This is a genomic window from Maribacter corallii, from assembly GCF_047345415.1.
Lineage (GTDB): Bacteria > Bacteroidota > Bacteroidia > Flavobacteriales > Flavobacteriaceae > Maribacter_C.
The window spans coordinates 509,431-525,389 of record NZ_JBLFEP010000004.1 but is presented as its reverse complement, the minus strand read 5'-3'; the positions used below and the strand labels follow the sequence as shown (position 1 = coordinate 525,389).

Below are 15,959 nucleotides of genomic sequence, written 5' to 3'. Positions count from 1 at the left end.
AATCTTTAATGAAATTTACGTGGCTTATTGACGCCCTCTACTACCGCCTGATCGTCCTCCCGAAGATCGCCCTCCTGATGACCTTCCTCCTCCGGAAGACCTTCCGCTGGAATACGAGCGAGATGAGCCGCCTGAACTTCGGTAACTGCCGGAACTTCTAGTCGAACCACCCGATGAACGATAGCTGCCGCTACTTCTACTTGAGCCGCTAGATCGGTATGTGCCCCTACTTGAAGAACCGCGATATGATTGCGTGCGTGAACCACTACCATAAGATCTGCTTTGTGTTCCACTTCCTCGGTATGCGGATGCTCTCGAGGCACCGCTGCGTGTTCCGCTATACCTTGATGACGAGCCGCTTCGAGGAGTGGTTCCTCTATACGTAGAACTCCTTCTAGATGAGCTATTGTATCTTGGAACTGCCCTTGTGCTCCTGCTCGTTCTATAGGCTCGATTCTGATCGACACCAACCGTTCTGCGTGATGCAGTGCCGCTTCTATAGTTACGTGAACTTCTTGAGTTTCGAGAAGCTATACTGCGATTCGCACTAGATCGTGCGGATGAGTTTCTGTATCGAGATGACGTGCCTCGCGTATTGAGGTTAGATCGACCTCGCAGCGCCACGCTACCATTATTTCTTGCTAAGGCGTTGTTGTTATAATATCCTCTTCGACCTGCGTTACGGGCAAAATTTCTATTACCATAGTAGGCGCCGTATCCGTACGGAGGACACCAGGCATTACCCCAGCCGAAGCCACCGCCCCAGCCCCAGTTATTCCAGCCCCAGCCGCCGCCCCAACCCCAGTTGTTCCAGCGATTCCATCGGTTCCAGCCCCAGCCGCCTCCCCAGCCCCAGTTATTCCAGCCGCCGCCCCAGCCCCAGTTGTTCCAGCCGAAGCCTCCACCCCAGCCCCAGTTGTTCCAACCGTTGTCATAGATGTTGATACTCACGTTGCTAGGATTGTCGCCCCAGCCGCCATTACCTACATAATCGTTGCCGTTATCGTAGTAATCGGTTAACTGGTCTTGGGTTAGAATGGAGTCGTTTTCAATGTTGCTTGTATATGAATCGACATCGGTGAAAATCTCACTGTCCAGAATTTGCTCGACTTCATCTGCTTTTTGTCCAAAATATGTGGAATAGGCATTGTCACTTTGTTTTGGTCTCTTTTCTACTGTTCTTTGCGTGTTTCTGTCTACGGAAACACGGGTATCACTACCATAAATGCCGTCATTATCATAATACGATGCTTGCTGATATGAGCCACAGGAAACAGCTAAAAAGCCCACCACGGAAAACAAGACCGCAGTACGCATTTTTTGGAGGTGTAGGGATTGTATCATCGTTGTAATTTAAATTGTTGAACGTTATAAAAATAGTTAGTTTTACCGAACTATTTCGATAACAGTAGCACAAGTTCTGTGCCAAACTACTAATAATGGGTAAAAATTTAACGAAGCGAAGTGAAGACTATTCCAAATGGTACAACGAGCTTGTAATAAAGGCTGATTTGGCCGAAAATTCAGGGGTTCGCGGTTGTATGGTAATCAAACCATATGGGTTTGCCATCTGGGAAAAAATGCAGGCCGCGCTTGATAAAATGTTCAAGGAAACCGGTCATGAGAATGCCTATTTTCCTTTGTTCATTCCGAAATCGTATTTAAGTAAGGAGGCAAGCCATGTCGAAGGTTTTGCCAAAGAATGCGCAGTGGTAACCCACTACAGGCTTAAGAACGATGAAGATGGAAAAGGAATCATCGTAGATCCTGATGCGAAGTTGGAAGAGGAGCTGATCGTAAGGCCTACTTCAGAGACTATTATTTGGGACACCTATCGCCGTTGGATCCAATCGTATCGTGATCTTCCCCTATTGATCAATCAATGGGCCAATGTAGTGCGATGGGAGATGCGTACCCGTCTTTTTCTGCGTACGGCCGAGTTTCTCTGGCAAGAGGGGCATACAGCCCATGCCACCGAGCAAGAGGCTATTGACGAAGCAAGGCAAATGATGGACGTTTATGCAGCGTTCGCCGAGGGCCATATGGCAGTTCCCGTCATTCGCGGAACCAAAACCGAGAGCGAGCGGTTCGCGGGAGCCTTGGATACCTATTGTATCGAGGCTTTGATGCAAGATGGCAAAGCGCTACAAGCAGGTACATCACACTTTTTAGGACAGAATTTCGCTAAGGCCTTTGATGTGAAGTTTGCCAATAAAGAAGGGAAAAAGGATTATGTATGGGCCACTTCTTGGGGGGTTTCTACACGCTTAATGGGTGCGTTGGTTATGACCCATAGCGATGATAACGGCCTAGTGCTTCCGCCAAAATTGGCACCGATTCAGGTGGTTATCGTACCTATCTATAAAGGGTTGGAACAATTGGATACGATTTCGGAGCGGGTACGACCTTTGGTAAAGGAATTGAGGGCCAAAGGGATTTCGGTAAAATACGATGATCGGGATACCCAAAAACCAGGTTACAAATTCAATGAATACGAATTGAAAGGGGTTCCGGTACGTTTGGCCATTGGGCAGCGCGATATGCAAAATGGTACCTATGAGGTGGCGCGAAGAGATACCTTGGAAAAGGAAACGGTTGCCATGGACGAGGTAATAGCTAAAATCGAGTTTTTACTGGAGGATATTCAAAGAAATATCTACCAAAAGGCGGTCGATTACAGAACGGAGCATATTACGGAAGTCGACTCGTATGAGGAATTCAAAACCGTTTTGGAAGAAAAAGGCGGATTCATCTCGGCCCATTGGGATGGTACCATAGCAACCGAAGACCGTGTAAAAGAAGAAACCAAGGCCACCATTCGTTGTATTCCGATCGATGTTGAACATGTTGCCGGTAGGTGTATGGTCACAGGTGAACCGTCACCATATCGTGTACTATTTGCAAAGGCTTATTAAAAAATAATATCAGGGAGTTGTGGTAGTTAAAAATAATTGTATTTTTGCACCCGCCTTTATAGCATTTTTATAACGTTTCTAGAAAGGCATTTACATATTGGCCCGTTCGTCTAGGGGTTAGGACGCCAGGTTTTCATCCTGGTAACAGGGGTTCGATTCCCCTACGGGCTACAGCGATATTCAAGATTATGAATCCATAATTCTGAATTGGTTCGATGGCCCGTTCGTCTAGGGGTTAGGACGCCAGGTTTTCATCCTGGTAACAGGGGTTCGATTCCCCTACGGGCTACAAATGAAGTATTGAGATAGTAGACCAAAAGGCCAACTATCTAACAACGTAAGAAAATTAAAAAAAGAACATGGCAAATCATAAGTCAGCATTAAAGCGAATCAGAAGAAACGAGGCGGTACGTTTACGAAATCGATATCAGCACAAGACCACACGTAATGCAATCAAAAAATTACGTGGTGAAGAGAAGAAGAAAGATGCTGAAGCGTTGTTACCTAGTGTTGTCAGTATGATCGATCGTTTGGCCAAGAGAAATATCATCCATGCGAACAAAGCTGCTAATTTGAAAAGCAAGCTGGCCAAGCATGTGGCATCCTTGTAAAAACTAACTAACTCAAATAATTGTCAAAGCCCTCTTGAAATGGAGGGCTTTTTTAGTTTCTTGTTTCATCTTCAAGAGGTTTCATCCTATTCATTTTTAGAAAACCGATGATGAAGCAGATATACATGGCCGCTATTAAAAAGTAGTGAAATTGCCGAAAACTCAATTTTTCATATAGGGGATAATCAAAGCGACCTGCAATCAAAATCATTGGGAAGAATAAGTTGAAAATAAGAAGTCCGGCGCAAATCCACAGCAGAATTTCTCGTTTCTTGATAATATTTTGCCTGACTTCCTTTAGATATAGGACTATGGAAATAATCAAAATTATCGAACCCAATGTCGAAGCAAAAATCTGTGGAAAAATAAATACATTTTCGAAAAAGGGGTTGATCATTGCAGCAACCAAATAACAGACAGCTCCATACTTGATAAACGAACGACTTTTTTCTCTCCGTAAAAGTTTCCAAAAAAGGCAATAGAAATATAGAAAGAAGACCACATCATAAATGTTGAATATGATATAGTTTGCGAAATCATATTTTTCCAAATAGACAATTTGGAAATATTCATGATCTCGAATTAAATAGCCCAATATTTCGGACAGCATTGTATAAGCTAGAATAATCGGGAAATACTTCAAAACACTATCGAAGTATCTCGGATATCTATATATTGAGATAGCTAAGGTTATTCCATATAACGGGATAAAGTAGTTTTCCTTTAAGAATTCAATCACGAGTTTTGAACTGGTTTAATTTTGAGGGTATGGGGGAGGAGCTCCGGTACCTTTGTTAAGAGCATAGCTCTTATTGGCAAAGAAAATCGGAACAGGTGGTGCTTCAGAAGATGTTATTGTAGGTAAAAATGACGCCAAGGATTTTTCATCCCCGTTATTTAGATTGTTAACAAGCTGTGTTTTACTTTTCGTAAGGGAGTCGTTCAATAAAATCATTTTTAGACTACCGTCATTGCCTTCTTCACCATAATAGGGATAATCCCTTTTGTCTTTTTTAATTGTGGGCGTTATAAAAACCGAGTTTTGCCTGGACCTTGCGGCCGTGTCTTTTGGAAAAATATCCTTTTCAGGATAATTGGACAAATAGAAGCGCAACGTGGAAATTTTTACACCGGCTCTTTCCGCCTCTTTCTCTATGTAGGCAATGTATTTTTTAATCGTATCGTATTCATAGGATACATATCGGGTCACATCAAATGGTTTTTTTCTGTTCTGTTCCAATTGTTGTATACTGGTATTTTCATCGGTAGATTCTTGCTTAAACTTGCTATCTTCATCCCGTTCAAAACCATCGATTCCATCTTCATATCTTTGTATTAAGGGTACTCTTCGCTTTCCGTATGTATCATACATCAGTTTGGCTTTTTCGACAGTTACAATTTGAGAAGGAGGTGAGATTTTGGTTTTATCTTCCTCTTCCGATTTTGTTTTATTGCAGCTAATGAAGGTAAACAACAGTACCGCCGTCATAAAGGCCATACCAAAAAACGTGTTCTTTGCGTTTTTCATGATCTTATAGTTTTAATGGTTATTGTTTATTCCAAAAACAGAGGGGGGAGGTGTTCTTGCACCATAAAGATATCTGAAAATATCAGGAACCGAAAAATCTAATCGATTAATTTCCGGAGGGTGCGGTAAAGGGTAAAAAAAATCCCAAAGACCTTAGTCCTTGGGATTTGTACTTTTTCTGGTCGGAAGACGCCCGGCCGGTGTTCTTACTGGTTCATCGTCATCAAGAACTCTTCATTGTTCTTGGTTTGCTTAAATCGTTGTTCAATGAATTCCATTGCCTCCACAGGGTTCATGTCCGCAAGGTATTTTCGCATGATCCACATGCGTTGTATGGTGTTTTCTTCTAACAACAAATCGTCTCTTCTTGTACTTGAAGAAGTCAAATCTATTGCTGGGAATATTCTTCTGTTCGCAATCTTACGATCGAGTTGTAGCTCCATATTACCGGTACCCTTGAACTCCTCGAAAATCACCTCATCCATTTTTGATCCGGTATCGGTCAGGGCTGTTGCAATAATGGATAAAGATCCACCACCTTCTATATTTCTGGCGGCACCGAAGAAACGTTTGGGCTTGTGCAAGGCATTGGCATCAACCCCACCACTCAATACTTTACCAGAGGCAGGTTGTACCGTATTATAGGCACGGGCCAGACGTGTAATAGAATCCAATAGGATCACTACATCGTGACCACATTCAACGAGTCTTTTCGCTTTTTCAAGTACAATGTTGGCCACTCTCACGTGTTCGGTAGCTTCTTTGTCAAAGGTAGAGGCAACTACTTCTCCTTGAACATTACGTTGCATATCGGTAACCTCTTCAGGGCGTTCATCGATTAACAGAATGATTTGGTATACCTCTGGGTGATTAGCGGCAATGCCATTGGCAATGTCTTTCAATAACATGGTCTTACCCGTTTTCGGTTGTGAAACGATCATACCACGCTGCCCTTTTCCGATGGGTGAGAACAAATCGATAATACGGGTAGAGATTGACGCTTGGCGCTCGGCCAATCGAAACCGTTCATCGGGGAACAATGGGGTCAAATGCTCAAAGGAAACCCGATCACGGACGATTTGTGGATCGATTCCATTGATTTTGTTCACCTTGATCAACGGAAAATACTTCTCACCTTCTTTTGGCGGACGCACATTGCCCAACACCGTATCTCCGGTCTTCAAACCGAAAAGGCGAATCTGTGACTGTGAAACATAAATGTCGTCAGGTGAGGATAGGTAATTGTAGTCCGATGACCTCAAAAAGCCATACCCATCTTGCATGATGTCTAAAACCCCTTCGCTTTCAATGATACTATCGAATTCGAATTCAGGTTCCTTATATCTATTTTTCAGGTCCTTGTCAAAATTGCTTTTATCGTAGGAACCTTTTTGATGTTGCTTCTTGTTCTGGTTATTTTGGTTTTTATGCTGGGAATTATTTTTCTGATGGTCTCTTTTGCCTTGGTTTTGGGGCCTTGGTCGCGGTCTGGGCCGTTTCTCCTCGGCGGTCTCACTTTTAGGAGTGGCCTTTTCGGAAACTTCTTTACCCTCTTCAGGCTTGTTTTCTTTTTGTACAACTTCCTTTTGCGCCACTTCCTTCTTCGGGCTCGCTTTAGGTGCTTTTTCTAAGGGTTCTGAAGTGCTTTCAATGATGGCGGCCTTCGGGTTAGAAGCTTGTACATCAAGGATTTGGTATACTAAATCCAGTTTTTTTTGGGTCTTGTATTTAGGGACGTTCAATCCTTTTGCAATTTCCTGAAGCTCAGGCAGCTTTTTTGATTTTAAATCTGAAATTTCAAACATTAAAAATGGTATAAGTTAGAGGTGTCTTTCGAATTGATAAGAGATGTATTGTTATTCGGGTATTACTTGGGAAAGATGTCCCTACTGGTAAGAGATATAACTAATAACGAAACAATATTACAAATTATTTTCAATAATGGCATTATATTTTTTAAAAAGACCCGTATTTTTGCCTTTCCAATGCTTTAGAAGCGTCATGATTCAAAGAATTCAATCCGTATACTTGCTTTTGGTAGCCCTTTTCACTGGTGTAGGCCCTTTTATGGCGTACTTGTGGCTTGACACGCAGGGAGGAGAATTTTATGCGCAAAACGAGCTTTGGATTTCTATCGCCTTTTATGCTGCAGCAGTGTTGGCCCTCGTGACTATTTTTTTATTCAAAAACAGACAGAATCAATTTGTGATGAACAGGTTGAACATGATATTACAACTTTTTTTACTAGGATTTTTCGTTTACCGATCGCTAAACTTATCCGGAGAAACCTTGGTTTCCGAGAAGGGTATTGGGATGCTCATTCCTGTATTTTCTATCGTTTTTTTGGTCCTTGCCAATAGGGCCATTAAAAAGGATGAGGATCTCGTAAAATCTGTGGATCGTTTGCGTTGAACCTAACATCTTAGTAGTATTAGTGCGTGAAACCCGGGGTTGTTCCCGGGTTTTTTTGTTATAAGAATAGTAGTACCTTATTCAAAGTTTTTCAAATGAATAGACTTATTCTTTAATTTCGATAAGAATCTTCCTTTTCGATTTTTTTGGTCGGTAATCGGCTGCCTAAAATCACTAATTGTGCTAGTCCGATTACCCAATAAAGGGGAAATCTAAAATACGTATAAAGCATCTCAAAGTTATCTACTAAGAATCTACCTTCCATATAGTTTTGTACTTCTATATACATGGAGACAAGAGGTAGTATTCCACCGAAAATAGAAAAGATGACAAAGCAACCACCACAATTAAGAATAGGTATTTTGGACTTTCTTAAAACGATGTTCAGAATGATGATGATGCCAAATAAGAGATAGTCAAACAAGCCAAGTCATAGGTTCGGTTCATTGCCTGTAATTGTAGCTATACTTATCAATTGGTTGTGGTCGGTATTTGACCTTCTAGAAGCTTTGGCAACCAATATTCTTCTGCTCTTTCATAATAGGGTTGATGGGAATCGTTTATGTTTTGATGCATGGAATTTGGAAGTACGATGATTTCTTTCTGTGTAAGCAATTGGTTCATACCTGCATAGATGCCTTCGGGTGGGCAGGTTTCGTCCAAAAGTCCAATTCCGACCAGAACAGGGCATTTGATTTGAGGAATAAAATTCGCAACATCATAGTAGCGACTGGTTTCCCTTACCTTGATGGAATCTTTATGTTCAATCTTTTTATACCACTGCGGCCAGCCACCCTGCCTACCAACTACAGGGCCATGCATGTCAAACCCGGCCGGGACAAGCGCTAACGATGCGGAAATTTTTGGATGTAAACCTGCAGTCATCAACGATTGAAGACCTCCTTGGCTGGCCCCCATAACAACTAGTGTTTCCCCGTCCCAATCTGATCTTTCGGTGAGGTATTGAGCCGCACGGAAGCAAGAGAGGTACATTCGAAGAAAATAGCTATTGTATTTACTTTCATTGCAGATAGACGGATAGTTTTTTAAGGCCCCGTTCATCTGTTCTTCATAAAAAGACTCCGCTTCATCTATTGGTAGGTCATGAGGGTTGATATTCAATGCCAACCAGCCATCTTCAGCTTTGTCAATGACCCAATTTTTTTGGAGAGGATAGACACCTGCCCACTGCAAAATTAGAAGTGCCGGTAATTTTTTTTCTTTTGATGGTCGTGCAAGTTGTCCCCTTATCTTCGTTCCATTGATGTTGTCCATGGTAATTTTAAAATAGTCAACACCGAATGACTCACTACCTTCTTTACTGAGTTTCGTGTTTTTTGGAATTTTTTTGAGTAAATCGATCTGGCTCTCCCAAAAGGAATCGAAATCATTGGGTTTGTTTGCCGAGAGAACGATTTTTTCTGGAGAAGCTATAGCGCCTGCGCTAAGCCTGACCGGTTCATTATTTTCATCCTTCCATCTAAAGTGAAGTAAAACCGCCCCCGGCTCTGTAAACCTGTGACTTATAGTGGCTTTCTTGTCTTTTGGCTTCAATATGCCCTTTTCCAATAAGGTCAATCCCCCTTTTTTGATCGTATAAGTTAAGGAATCTACACGCATGTGTTCAGGAAATTTCAATGTCCAAACGGCGGTTTCACCAGTTTCATAGACACCTCCTATTTTATTGGGGACAACCGTTACCTTTGCTTTCTTGCACCCATTATTAAGCAGTAAAAATGCACAACAAAGAAGTGCGAATAAGAAATGAATTTGGCGTTTCATGAAACTCAATGCGCGTAGTATATACTCAAAGATATCAAATTAACGTTTGCCCAATTCAACAATTTCCAAGTTCTTAATATCAGTACCATCAATTACAAAACGTAACATCGTGCGAACTTGATGAAACCCATGCTTGCCACAGGCACCCGGATTCATATGTAACACTCCAAGTTTTTTATCCCACATCACTTTTAAGATATGAGAATGCCCGCAGATAAATAGTTTGGGTGGGTTTCTTCTGATTTCATCCCTTGTACGTACATTGTACTTTGGAGGATATCCACCGATATGGGTCATCCAAACATCGACGCCTTCACAAAAGAATCGATCGTTTTCAGGAAATTCCTTTTGAATAACATGATCATCTATATTCCCAAAAACCGCTCGTGTCGGTTTAAGTGTAGACAGCGCATCTGTAATAGCTAAAGTTCCGATATCCCCCGCATGCCAAATTTCATCGGCTTGTCGGGCGTATTTCAAAATACCCTCATCCATATAAGAATGGGTGTCACTCAGTAGTAAAATTTTCTTCATTCAAAAAGGTGTGCTACAATGTTCAAAATTCATTGGAAACAAGTTTGGAATAATACAAAGCGAAACACAGCGGCATTGCGTTTCTAGCTTCGTGCATCTAACCAACTTCAGTATCTTTGAAAAATCACAAAACTAAGACATCCGTTTGAGATATTTTGTTCAGTTTTCCTATAATGGAAAAGCCTATCACGGTTGGCAAGGTCAACCCAATGCGATAACCGTGCAACAAGTATTGCAAGAATCACTTTCTACCCTAATAAAGAAAGAGGTAGCTCTTGTTGGTGCTGGTAGAACCGATGCAGGTGTGCATGCCAAACAAATGTTCGCGCACTTTGATGTGGAGTCTTCCTTTGATGAAGAAGATGTCGTTTACCGAATGAATGCCTTTCTTCCTGATGACATTGCGGTTCAAAAACTGTTCAGCGTACCTGATGGCGCCCATGCACGTTTTGATGCACTTGAACGCACCTATGAATATCTTGTGGTACAGGAGAAAAACCCTTTTTATACAGATTCTGCCCATTATGTCAAGATGCCTTTGGCTATCGAGAAAATGAACGAAGCTGCAGCTTTATTACTGCAATATGAAGATTTTGAATGTTTTTCAAAGTCGAATACCGATGTGCGAACCTTTTTATGTGACATCAAAAAGGCGCAATGGACTAAGAACGAAGAGGTCTTGGTGTTTACCATTCGAGCCAATCGTTTTTTGCGGAATATGGTACGGGCCATCGTTGGTACCCTGCTGGATGTCGGACTTGGCAAACGTACGTTACAGGATGTTAAAGCTGTCATAAATAGTAAAGATCGAAGTAAAGCCGGGGCTTCTGTACCCGCAAAAGGATTATATTTGACCAAGATTAACTACCCCAATACGATAATTCCCCAAGATGGATAAGGATACAGGAAAAGCTTTTGATACGCGGCTATTCAAGCGGTTATTGGCCCATACAAGACCTTATAGATTGACGTTCTATGGGGTCGCTTTGGCGGCAGTTTTGATTTCTGGATTTGCCGTATTGACCCCTGTCATCCTTCAGAGAATTATAGATAATGCCATCATTGACGCCAATGCCGAACAACTGATGTATTTGACCATGGCGATGTTGGCAGCCCTAATGGGGCAGGTCATCAGCCAATTGCTTTTCAACTACTATGCAAATTGGTTGGGAGAATCGGTAATCAAAGATGTTCGGATCAATCTTTTTCGTCGCATGCTAGGTTTTCGAATGAAGTATTTTGACGAATCTTCATTAGGGGTCTTGGTCACAAGGGCGGTTGCCGATATGCAGCGAATTGGTGAGATTTTCAGTCAAGGTTTTTTTGTTATCGTGGCCGATCTATTGAAAATGTTGGCGGCGGCCATTGTAATGCTCATGATGAACTGGAAGTTGGCCTTACTTGTTTTCGCATTGCTTCCGATTATACTTTATGCGACACGCCTTTTTCAGAAAGCAATGAAGGTGGCTTTTATTGAGGTACGCGCGCAGGTGTCCAATTTGAATTCATTTGTTCAAGAGCGTATTTCCGGAATGAAGATCGTTCAACTCTTTACCCGTGAAAAAATCGAGAGTGACAAGTTTCGTGATATTAATGAAAAGCACCAGAATGCATGGCTGAAGACAGTTTGGTACAACTCTATTTTTTTTCCGATCGCCGAGATCGTTTCCTCAGTGGCCATTGGGTTGGTGGTTTGGTATGGCGGACTGCAAAATGTAACGGGAATCACTACGGAACTCGCGGGAACCATCTTTGCCTTCATTCTATTTATCGAGATACTATTTCGACCCTTGAGGCAGATTGCTGATAAGTTCAATACCTTGCAGATGGGGATGGTCGCGGCAAATCGGGTGTTCAAAATATTGGATACCGAAAGCAATATTTCCGATATCGGTATGGTAACCATGAACCATGCCCGAGGTGATATCAAGTTTGACGATGTCCGCTTCGGATATCTGGAAGATGAAGAGGTCCTTCACGGTATTTCATTTGAGGTGAAAGCCGGCGAAACAATCGCCATTGTAGGCTCTACTGGTGCTGGTAAGTCGACAATCATCAATTTGTTGAACCGATTCTACGAAATAAATTCCGGTACAATTCGCATTGATGACGTGAATATCAAGGATTTCAAGTTGGCTTCCTTACGTCAACAGATCGCAGTAGTGCTACAAGATGTTTTTCTTTTTGCCGATACGATTGCAAACAATATTTCTTTAAAAGATGATGCGGTCACGTCTGAGATGATAGAAGAGGCCGCCAAACGAATAGGTGTAGATGAATTCATTTCAAGCCTACCGGGAGGTTACGAATACAATGTCAAGGAAAGGGGAACCATGCTCTCGAGTGGGCAACGTCAATTGATCGCCTTTTTAAGAGCTTATGTAAGCAATCCTAGTATTTTGATATTGGATGAGGCCACCTCTTCTGTGGATACCTACTCGGAACAACTGATCCAAAGGGCCACAGAAAAGATTACCGAAGGAAGAACTTCCATTATTATTGCCCACCGTTTGGCCACGATAAAAAAAGCGGATACCATCTTAGTGATGGATGCGGGTCAAATCGTGGAAAGTGGTACGCATCAAGAATTGCTGAAAAAGGGAGGGTACTACAGTGATTTGTACGAGGCACAGTTTCTTGCTGAGGAAGTCGCTTGATCTAGCTATCCCAAATGGGGCCTTAAGAGGGTAACAATACGGGCGTCACAGCGCAATTCCGGTCGATTGACGCTACCGTTCTGCGTTTGATTAAATCAAATCTTCCTTGATAATGGTTGAAAGCTCTATAAGGTCATCATAATCAACAAATTCCCCATTTTTGATGTAGGCAATGTTTCCCGTTTCTTCGCTGACGATGAGTGCTAGGGCATCTGTTTTTTCAGTAATACCTACGGCTGCTCTATGTCGCAGACCATAGTGTAAAGGAATGCCCCGTTCATTGGAGACCGGAAGGATAACCCGTGTAGCCACGATATAGTTGTTTACGATGATAGCTGCCCCATCGTGCAAGGGGCTGTTCTTATAAAAAATACTCTCGATAATGGGCTGTGAAATCTCGATGTACATTTTGTCGCCCGAAGATTTTACGAAGTCTAGCGAGTTGTTGCGTTGAATGACCATCAAAGCCCCCGTTTTTGACGATGCCATAGTCTTACAAGCACTCAAAATAGCATCGACATCGATACTTGTGCTGAGACCTTCCTGTTTCAAGAACTTAAAGTGTTTTAAGAAATTACGCTTGTTGGCAAAGTTGGTCGAGCCGATCATAAGCAGAAACTTTCGTATTTCCTGTTGAAAAACGATAATCAATGCAATCAACCCCACTTGCATAAAGGCACCGACCATACTACTGATCATTTCCATTCCTAAGAGTTCCGTAAGTTTCCAGAATCCCCAGACGATAACGATACCAATAAAAATATTGATGGCGACTGAACCTCGGACCAACTTGTAAATGTAGTAGAGAAGAATGGCGACCAAGATGATATCTAAGATATCGGTAATCTTAAAGTCAAGAAAATTCAGGGAATCCAAGTTTGTCTAGTTTTTGTAAAATTAACGAAAATAGGTAGACAAAAATTGTCCCTATTTCAGCTGCGCCGAAAGTTCAACACATTCCATGGCTTCCTTGACATCATGAACACGTAAAATCGAAGCACCTTTATCGAGCGCTATCATATGTAGGGCTGTGGTGCCGTTCAAAGCGTTTTCCGAAGTGGTTTCCAAAACTTTGTAAATCATCGACTTTCTACTTAGACCGGCAAGTAAGGGTGCCTTCAACTGTTGAAATAGGTCGAGCTTTTTGAGTAAATCGTAATTTTGGGCTACCGTTTTTGCAAAGCCGAATCCCGGGTCGATAATTAGGTCGTAAATTCCAAGTGCCCTAGCTGCGGACATGCGCTCCGAAAAGTACTGCAATACCTCTAGAACGACATCTTGGTAATCGGTCAGCTGGTGCATGTTCTGTGGCGTACCTCGCATATGCATCATAATATAAGGCACCCTGATCTTGGCAATGGTCGGTAGCATTTGATGATCTAGCTTGCCCGCTGAGATATCATTGATCAGGGCCGCTCCAGCTTCTATGGCTTGTTGGGCGACTTGACTTCGAAAGGTGTCAATAGACAAGAGGATACCCGGAAATTCGTTCAGCAACATCCTAATCACGGGTAGTATGCGTTGAAGCTCTTCATCCACTGATACATGATCGGCTCCTGGTCGTGAGCTGTAGGCGCCAACATCTATAAAAGTGGCGCCTGCCGCCAACATTTTTTCGACTTGCGCCAAAATGGATTTTTCATCTTTGTAGTTACCGCCATCATAAAACGAATCTGGTGTAATGTTGAGAATACCCATCACTTTGGGAGTCGATAAATCAATAAGGTTTCCTTTGCAGTTGATGGTCATGAACAGCGAAACTAGACATGGGATGATTTGAAAAACCGACTTTAAAGCACGACCTTTGAAATTCCCAAGGTTTTAAGCGAAATTTACGCAAATTAGTACGATATACATGCAGAACACATCAGAACAATATGATGCCGTAATCAAAGGCTGTCGAGATTTGTTTCAGAAAAAGATGAAGGACTACGGTAGCGCATGGCGAATTCTACGACTTCCCTCCCTAACAGATCAAATTTATATCAAAGCGCAGCGCATTAGAAGCCTTCAAGAAAACGAGGTAAGGAAAGTAGCAGAGGGAGAACGTTCCGAGTTTATCGGAATTATCAACTATTCGTTAATGGCCCTCATTCAACTTGAACTGGGCGTTGCTGACGAACCCGACTTGTCAGAAGCAAGGGCACTTACCCTGTTCGATAAACATATTGGCAAGACCAAATCCCTTATGGAGAACAAAAATCATGATTACGGAGAGGCTTGGCGCGATATGAGAGTGAGTTCGTTGACCGATTTGATCCTTCAGAAGTTACTTCGAGTAAAACAGATTGAAGACAATAAAGGCAAGACTTTGGTCAGTGAAGGTATAGATGCGAATTATCAAGATATGGTGAACTATGCTGTTTTTGCAATGATTCATCTAGAGCAAAATCAGTTGTGACGTATGAAATATTTAGTAGGCTTCTCCAGAGTTTTTGTAGGCATATTGTTTATTATCAGTGGTTTTATCAAACTCAATGACCCAGTAGGCTTCTCGTTTAAATTAGAGGAATATTTTAGTCAAGGGGTTCTAGATCTGCCTTTTTTTGAACCACACGCCCTTACCATTTCCATTGTCGTAGTCATCTTTGAAGTGTTGGTGGGTGTGATGCTATTGGTAGGTTTTCGCGTTAAATTTACGGTATGGAGCCTATTACTGATGATCATAGGTTTTACTTTTCTCACATTTTATTCGGCATATTTCAATAAGGTCACTGATTGTGGCTGTTTTGGTGACGCCATAAAGCTCACCCCTTGGGAATCATTTACCAAAGACGTGATTTTGTTGGTGCTTATCCTGATCTTATTCGTAGGCCACCGTTTTATTGCCCCATGGTTCAGTCTAAAAGTTCGCCGTATCATGATGGTGGTCGCCTTGCTTTTTTGCGGATTCTATGTCGTTCATGTACTTCGTCACTTGCCTGTAATCGATTTTAGACCGTATAAGATCGGAGCGAATATCGAAGATGGAATGAACGTACCGGATGATGCACCGAAAGCTATTATAGAATACGCCTGGAAATTCAAAACAGCCGATGGTGAAAAAATAGTGGTGACCAATGGGGACTACCCTCAGGTCGATGGGGAGTTCATTGGTGCGGAAACCACGGAAATCCAGAAGGGATATGAACCCCCCGTTCATGATTTTACCATTGAGCAGAACGGGGAAGATTTTGCCCTGACTTTGTTGAACGAACCGAAATTGGTCATGGTCATCGCTTATGATTTGCGCAAAACAAACCGCGAGGCGTATATAGCTGTAAAGAAAGTGACGGAGCGTGCCCTTAAAAAAGGATACAGGGTTATTGGCATGTCTGCCTCCAATGAGCAGCAGACCGCTGAATTGGTAAAACAACATGGTCTGGGTTTTGATTTTTATTTTACTGATGAGACCACGCTCAAGACGATCGTACGCTCCAACCCAGGCGTTTTGGTCTTGGAGAAGGGCACGATTATGGAAAAGGTCCATTTTAACGACATCGACAACTTAGAATTGAAGTAAACACTAAACAAACGATAC

Annotated in this window: 15 protein-coding genes and 2 tRNA genes; 9 read left to right on the top strand and 8 right to left on the bottom strand. The window is 42.3% G+C overall.

Going from position 1 to position 15,959, the window contains the following annotated elements; translation table 11 throughout:
* Positions 1–24: 24 nt before the first annotated feature.
* Positions 25–1,344, bottom strand: a complete 1,320-nt coding sequence (locus ACKWCA_RS16580; RefSeq protein ID WP_413979326.1) for a hypothetical protein — start codon at positions 1,342–1,344, stop codon at positions 25–27.
* Between the two features lie 95 nt (positions 1,345–1,439).
* On the opposite strand from ACKWCA_RS16580, the gene proS reads away from it, so the two are divergent.
* The 4 genes from proS (at position 1,440) to rpsT (ending at position 3,526) form a co-directional block, all read left to right on the top strand.
* On the top strand, positions 1,440–2,915 hold the full coding sequence (gene proS, locus ACKWCA_RS16575; RefSeq protein WP_413979325.1) for a proline--tRNA ligase: 1,476 nt from the start codon (positions 1,440–1,442) through the stop codon (positions 2,913–2,915).
* A 99-nt stretch (positions 2,916–3,014) separates the two neighbouring features.
* Positions 3,015–3,086: transfer RNA gene (locus ACKWCA_RS16570), tRNA-Glu, on the top strand.
* Between the two features lie 46 nt (positions 3,087–3,132).
* Positions 3,133–3,204: transfer RNA gene (locus tag ACKWCA_RS16565), tRNA-Glu, on the top strand.
* Positions 3,205–3,274: 70 nt separating this feature from the next.
* On the top strand, positions 3,275–3,526 hold the full coding sequence (gene rpsT, locus ACKWCA_RS16560; RefSeq protein WP_413979324.1) for a 30S ribosomal protein S20: 252 nt from the start codon (positions 3,275–3,277) through the stop codon (positions 3,524–3,526).
* A gap of 52 nt (positions 3,527–3,578) precedes the next feature.
* On the opposite strand, the gene ACKWCA_RS16555 is transcribed toward rpsT, so the two are convergent.
* The 3 genes from ACKWCA_RS16555 to rho all read right to left on the bottom strand — a co-directional run bounded on the left by ACKWCA_RS16555 (position 3,579) and on the right by rho (position 6,859).
* A complete protein-coding gene (locus tag ACKWCA_RS16555) occupies positions 3,579–4,136 on the bottom strand; it encodes a hypothetical protein (protein ID WP_413979323.1) in 558 nt (185 codons plus the stop codon).
* 144 nt (positions 4,137–4,280) lie between these two features.
* Positions 4,281–5,054: a hypothetical protein gene (locus tag ACKWCA_RS16550; RefSeq protein WP_413979322.1), complete on the bottom strand. Its 774-nt coding sequence runs from the start codon at positions 5,052–5,054 to the stop codon at positions 4,281–4,283.
* 206 nt (positions 5,055–5,260) lie between these two features.
* Positions 5,261–6,859 (bottom strand): transcription termination factor Rho, encoded by a 1,599-nt coding sequence (gene rho / locus ACKWCA_RS16545; protein WP_413979321.1) that lies wholly within the window; start codon positions 6,857–6,859, stop codon positions 5,261–5,263.
* Between the two features lie 196 nt (positions 6,860–7,055).
* Between rho and ACKWCA_RS16540 the strand changes: the two genes are divergently transcribed.
* On the top strand, positions 7,056–7,466 hold the full coding sequence (locus tag ACKWCA_RS16540; RefSeq protein ID WP_413979320.1) for a DUF4293 domain-containing protein: 411 nt from the start codon (positions 7,056–7,058) through the stop codon (positions 7,464–7,466).
* A gap of 471 nt (positions 7,467–7,937) precedes the next feature.
* Here the strand turns inward: ACKWCA_RS16540 and ACKWCA_RS16535 are convergent, their stop codons facing one another.
* Both ACKWCA_RS16535 and ACKWCA_RS16530 read right to left on the bottom strand, forming a co-directional pair.
* Positions 7,938–9,248, bottom strand: coding sequence for an acetylxylan esterase (locus ACKWCA_RS16535; RefSeq protein ID WP_413979319.1), 1,311 nt, complete (start codon positions 9,246–9,248; stop codon positions 7,938–7,940).
* A 39-nt stretch (positions 9,249–9,287) separates the two neighbouring features.
* Positions 9,288–9,782 carry a metallophosphoesterase family protein gene (locus ACKWCA_RS16530; RefSeq protein WP_413979318.1) on the bottom strand — a complete coding sequence of 165 codons (495 nt, stop codon included), beginning with the start codon at positions 9,780–9,782 and terminating at the stop codon, positions 9,288–9,290.
* Between the two features lie 145 nt (positions 9,783–9,927).
* Here ACKWCA_RS16530 and truA point away from each other — a divergent pair, with 145 nt between their 5' ends.
* Positions 9,928–10,680 carry a tRNA pseudouridine(38-40) synthase TruA gene (gene truA, locus ACKWCA_RS16525; protein WP_413979317.1) on the top strand — a complete coding sequence of 251 codons (753 nt, stop codon included), beginning with the start codon at positions 9,928–9,930 and terminating at the stop codon, positions 10,678–10,680.
* On the top strand, positions 10,673–12,439 hold the full coding sequence (locus tag ACKWCA_RS16520) for an ABC transporter ATP-binding protein (RefSeq protein ID WP_413979316.1): 1,767 nt from the start codon (positions 10,673–10,675) through the stop codon (positions 12,437–12,439). Before truA ends, ACKWCA_RS16520 begins: the two co-directional genes overlap by 8 nt.
* A gap of 90 nt (positions 12,440–12,529) precedes the next feature.
* Here ACKWCA_RS16520 and ACKWCA_RS16515 read toward each other — a convergent pair whose 3' ends face one another.
* On the bottom strand, positions 12,530–13,315 hold the full coding sequence (locus ACKWCA_RS16515) for a diadenylate cyclase (RefSeq protein ID WP_413979315.1): 786 nt from the start codon (positions 13,313–13,315) through the stop codon (positions 12,530–12,532).
* A gap of 51 nt (positions 13,316–13,366) precedes the next feature.
* Complete coding sequence (folP, locus tag ACKWCA_RS16510; RefSeq protein WP_413979314.1) at positions 13,367–14,188, bottom strand: dihydropteroate synthase; 822 nt, start codon at positions 14,186–14,188, stop codon at positions 13,367–13,369.
* A gap of 106 nt (positions 14,189–14,294) precedes the next feature.
* Here folP and ACKWCA_RS16505 point away from each other — a divergent pair, with 106 nt between their 5' ends.
* Complete coding sequence (locus ACKWCA_RS16505; protein ID WP_413979313.1) at positions 14,295–14,840, top strand: DUF1599 domain-containing protein; 546 nt, start codon at positions 14,295–14,297, stop codon at positions 14,838–14,840.
* 3 nt (positions 14,841–14,843) lie between these two features.
* Complete coding sequence (locus ACKWCA_RS16500) at positions 14,844–15,941, top strand: BT_3928 family protein (RefSeq protein WP_413979312.1); 1,098 nt, start codon at positions 14,844–14,846, stop codon at positions 15,939–15,941.
* Positions 15,942–15,959 lie beyond the last annotated feature (18 nt).

Excerpts from the sequence above, each read along its gene's own strand:
- rpsT (WP_413979324.1), top strand. The coding sequence starts at position 3,275 with ATGGCAAATCATAAGTCAGCATTAAAGCGAATCAGAAGAAACGAGGCG.
- ACKWCA_RS16540 (WP_413979320.1), top strand. The coding sequence starts at position 7,056 with ATGATTCAAAGAATTCAATCCGTATACTTGCTTTTGGTAGCCCTTTTC.
- ACKWCA_RS16555 (WP_413979323.1), bottom strand. The coding sequence starts at position 4,136 with ATGCTGTCCGAAATATTGGGCTATTTAATTCGAGATCATGAATATTTC.
- proS (WP_413979325.1), top strand. The coding sequence starts at position 1,440 with ATGGGTAAAAATTTAACGAAGCGAAGTGAAGACTATTCCAAATGGTAC.
- ACKWCA_RS16530 (WP_413979318.1), bottom strand. The coding sequence starts at position 9,782 with ATGAAGAAAATTTTACTACTGAGTGACACCCATTCTTATATGGATGAG.
- ACKWCA_RS16505 (WP_413979313.1), top strand. The coding sequence starts at position 14,295 with ATGCAGAACACATCAGAACAATATGATGCCGTAATCAAAGGCTGTCGA.
- ACKWCA_RS16500 (WP_413979312.1), top strand. The coding sequence starts at position 14,844 with ATGAAATATTTAGTAGGCTTCTCCAGAGTTTTTGTAGGCATATTGTTT.
- ACKWCA_RS16580 (WP_413979326.1), bottom strand. The coding sequence starts at position 1,344 with ATGATACAATCCCTACACCTCCAAAAAATGCGTACTGCGGTCTTGTTT.
- ACKWCA_RS16520 (WP_413979316.1), top strand. The coding sequence starts at position 10,673 with ATGGATAAGGATACAGGAAAAGCTTTTGATACGCGGCTATTCAAGCGG.
- ACKWCA_RS16550 (WP_413979322.1), bottom strand. The coding sequence starts at position 5,054 with ATGAAAAACGCAAAGAACACGTTTTTTGGTATGGCCTTTATGACGGCG.
- rho (WP_413979321.1), bottom strand. The coding sequence starts at position 6,859 with ATGTTTGAAATTTCAGATTTAAAATCAAAAAAGCTGCCTGAGCTTCAG.
- ACKWCA_RS16535 (WP_413979319.1), bottom strand. The coding sequence starts at position 9,248 with ATGAAACGCCAAATTCATTTCTTATTCGCACTTCTTTGTTGTGCATTT.
- folP (WP_413979314.1), bottom strand. The coding sequence starts at position 14,188 with ATGACCATCAACTGCAAAGGAAACCTTATTGATTTATCGACTCCCAAA.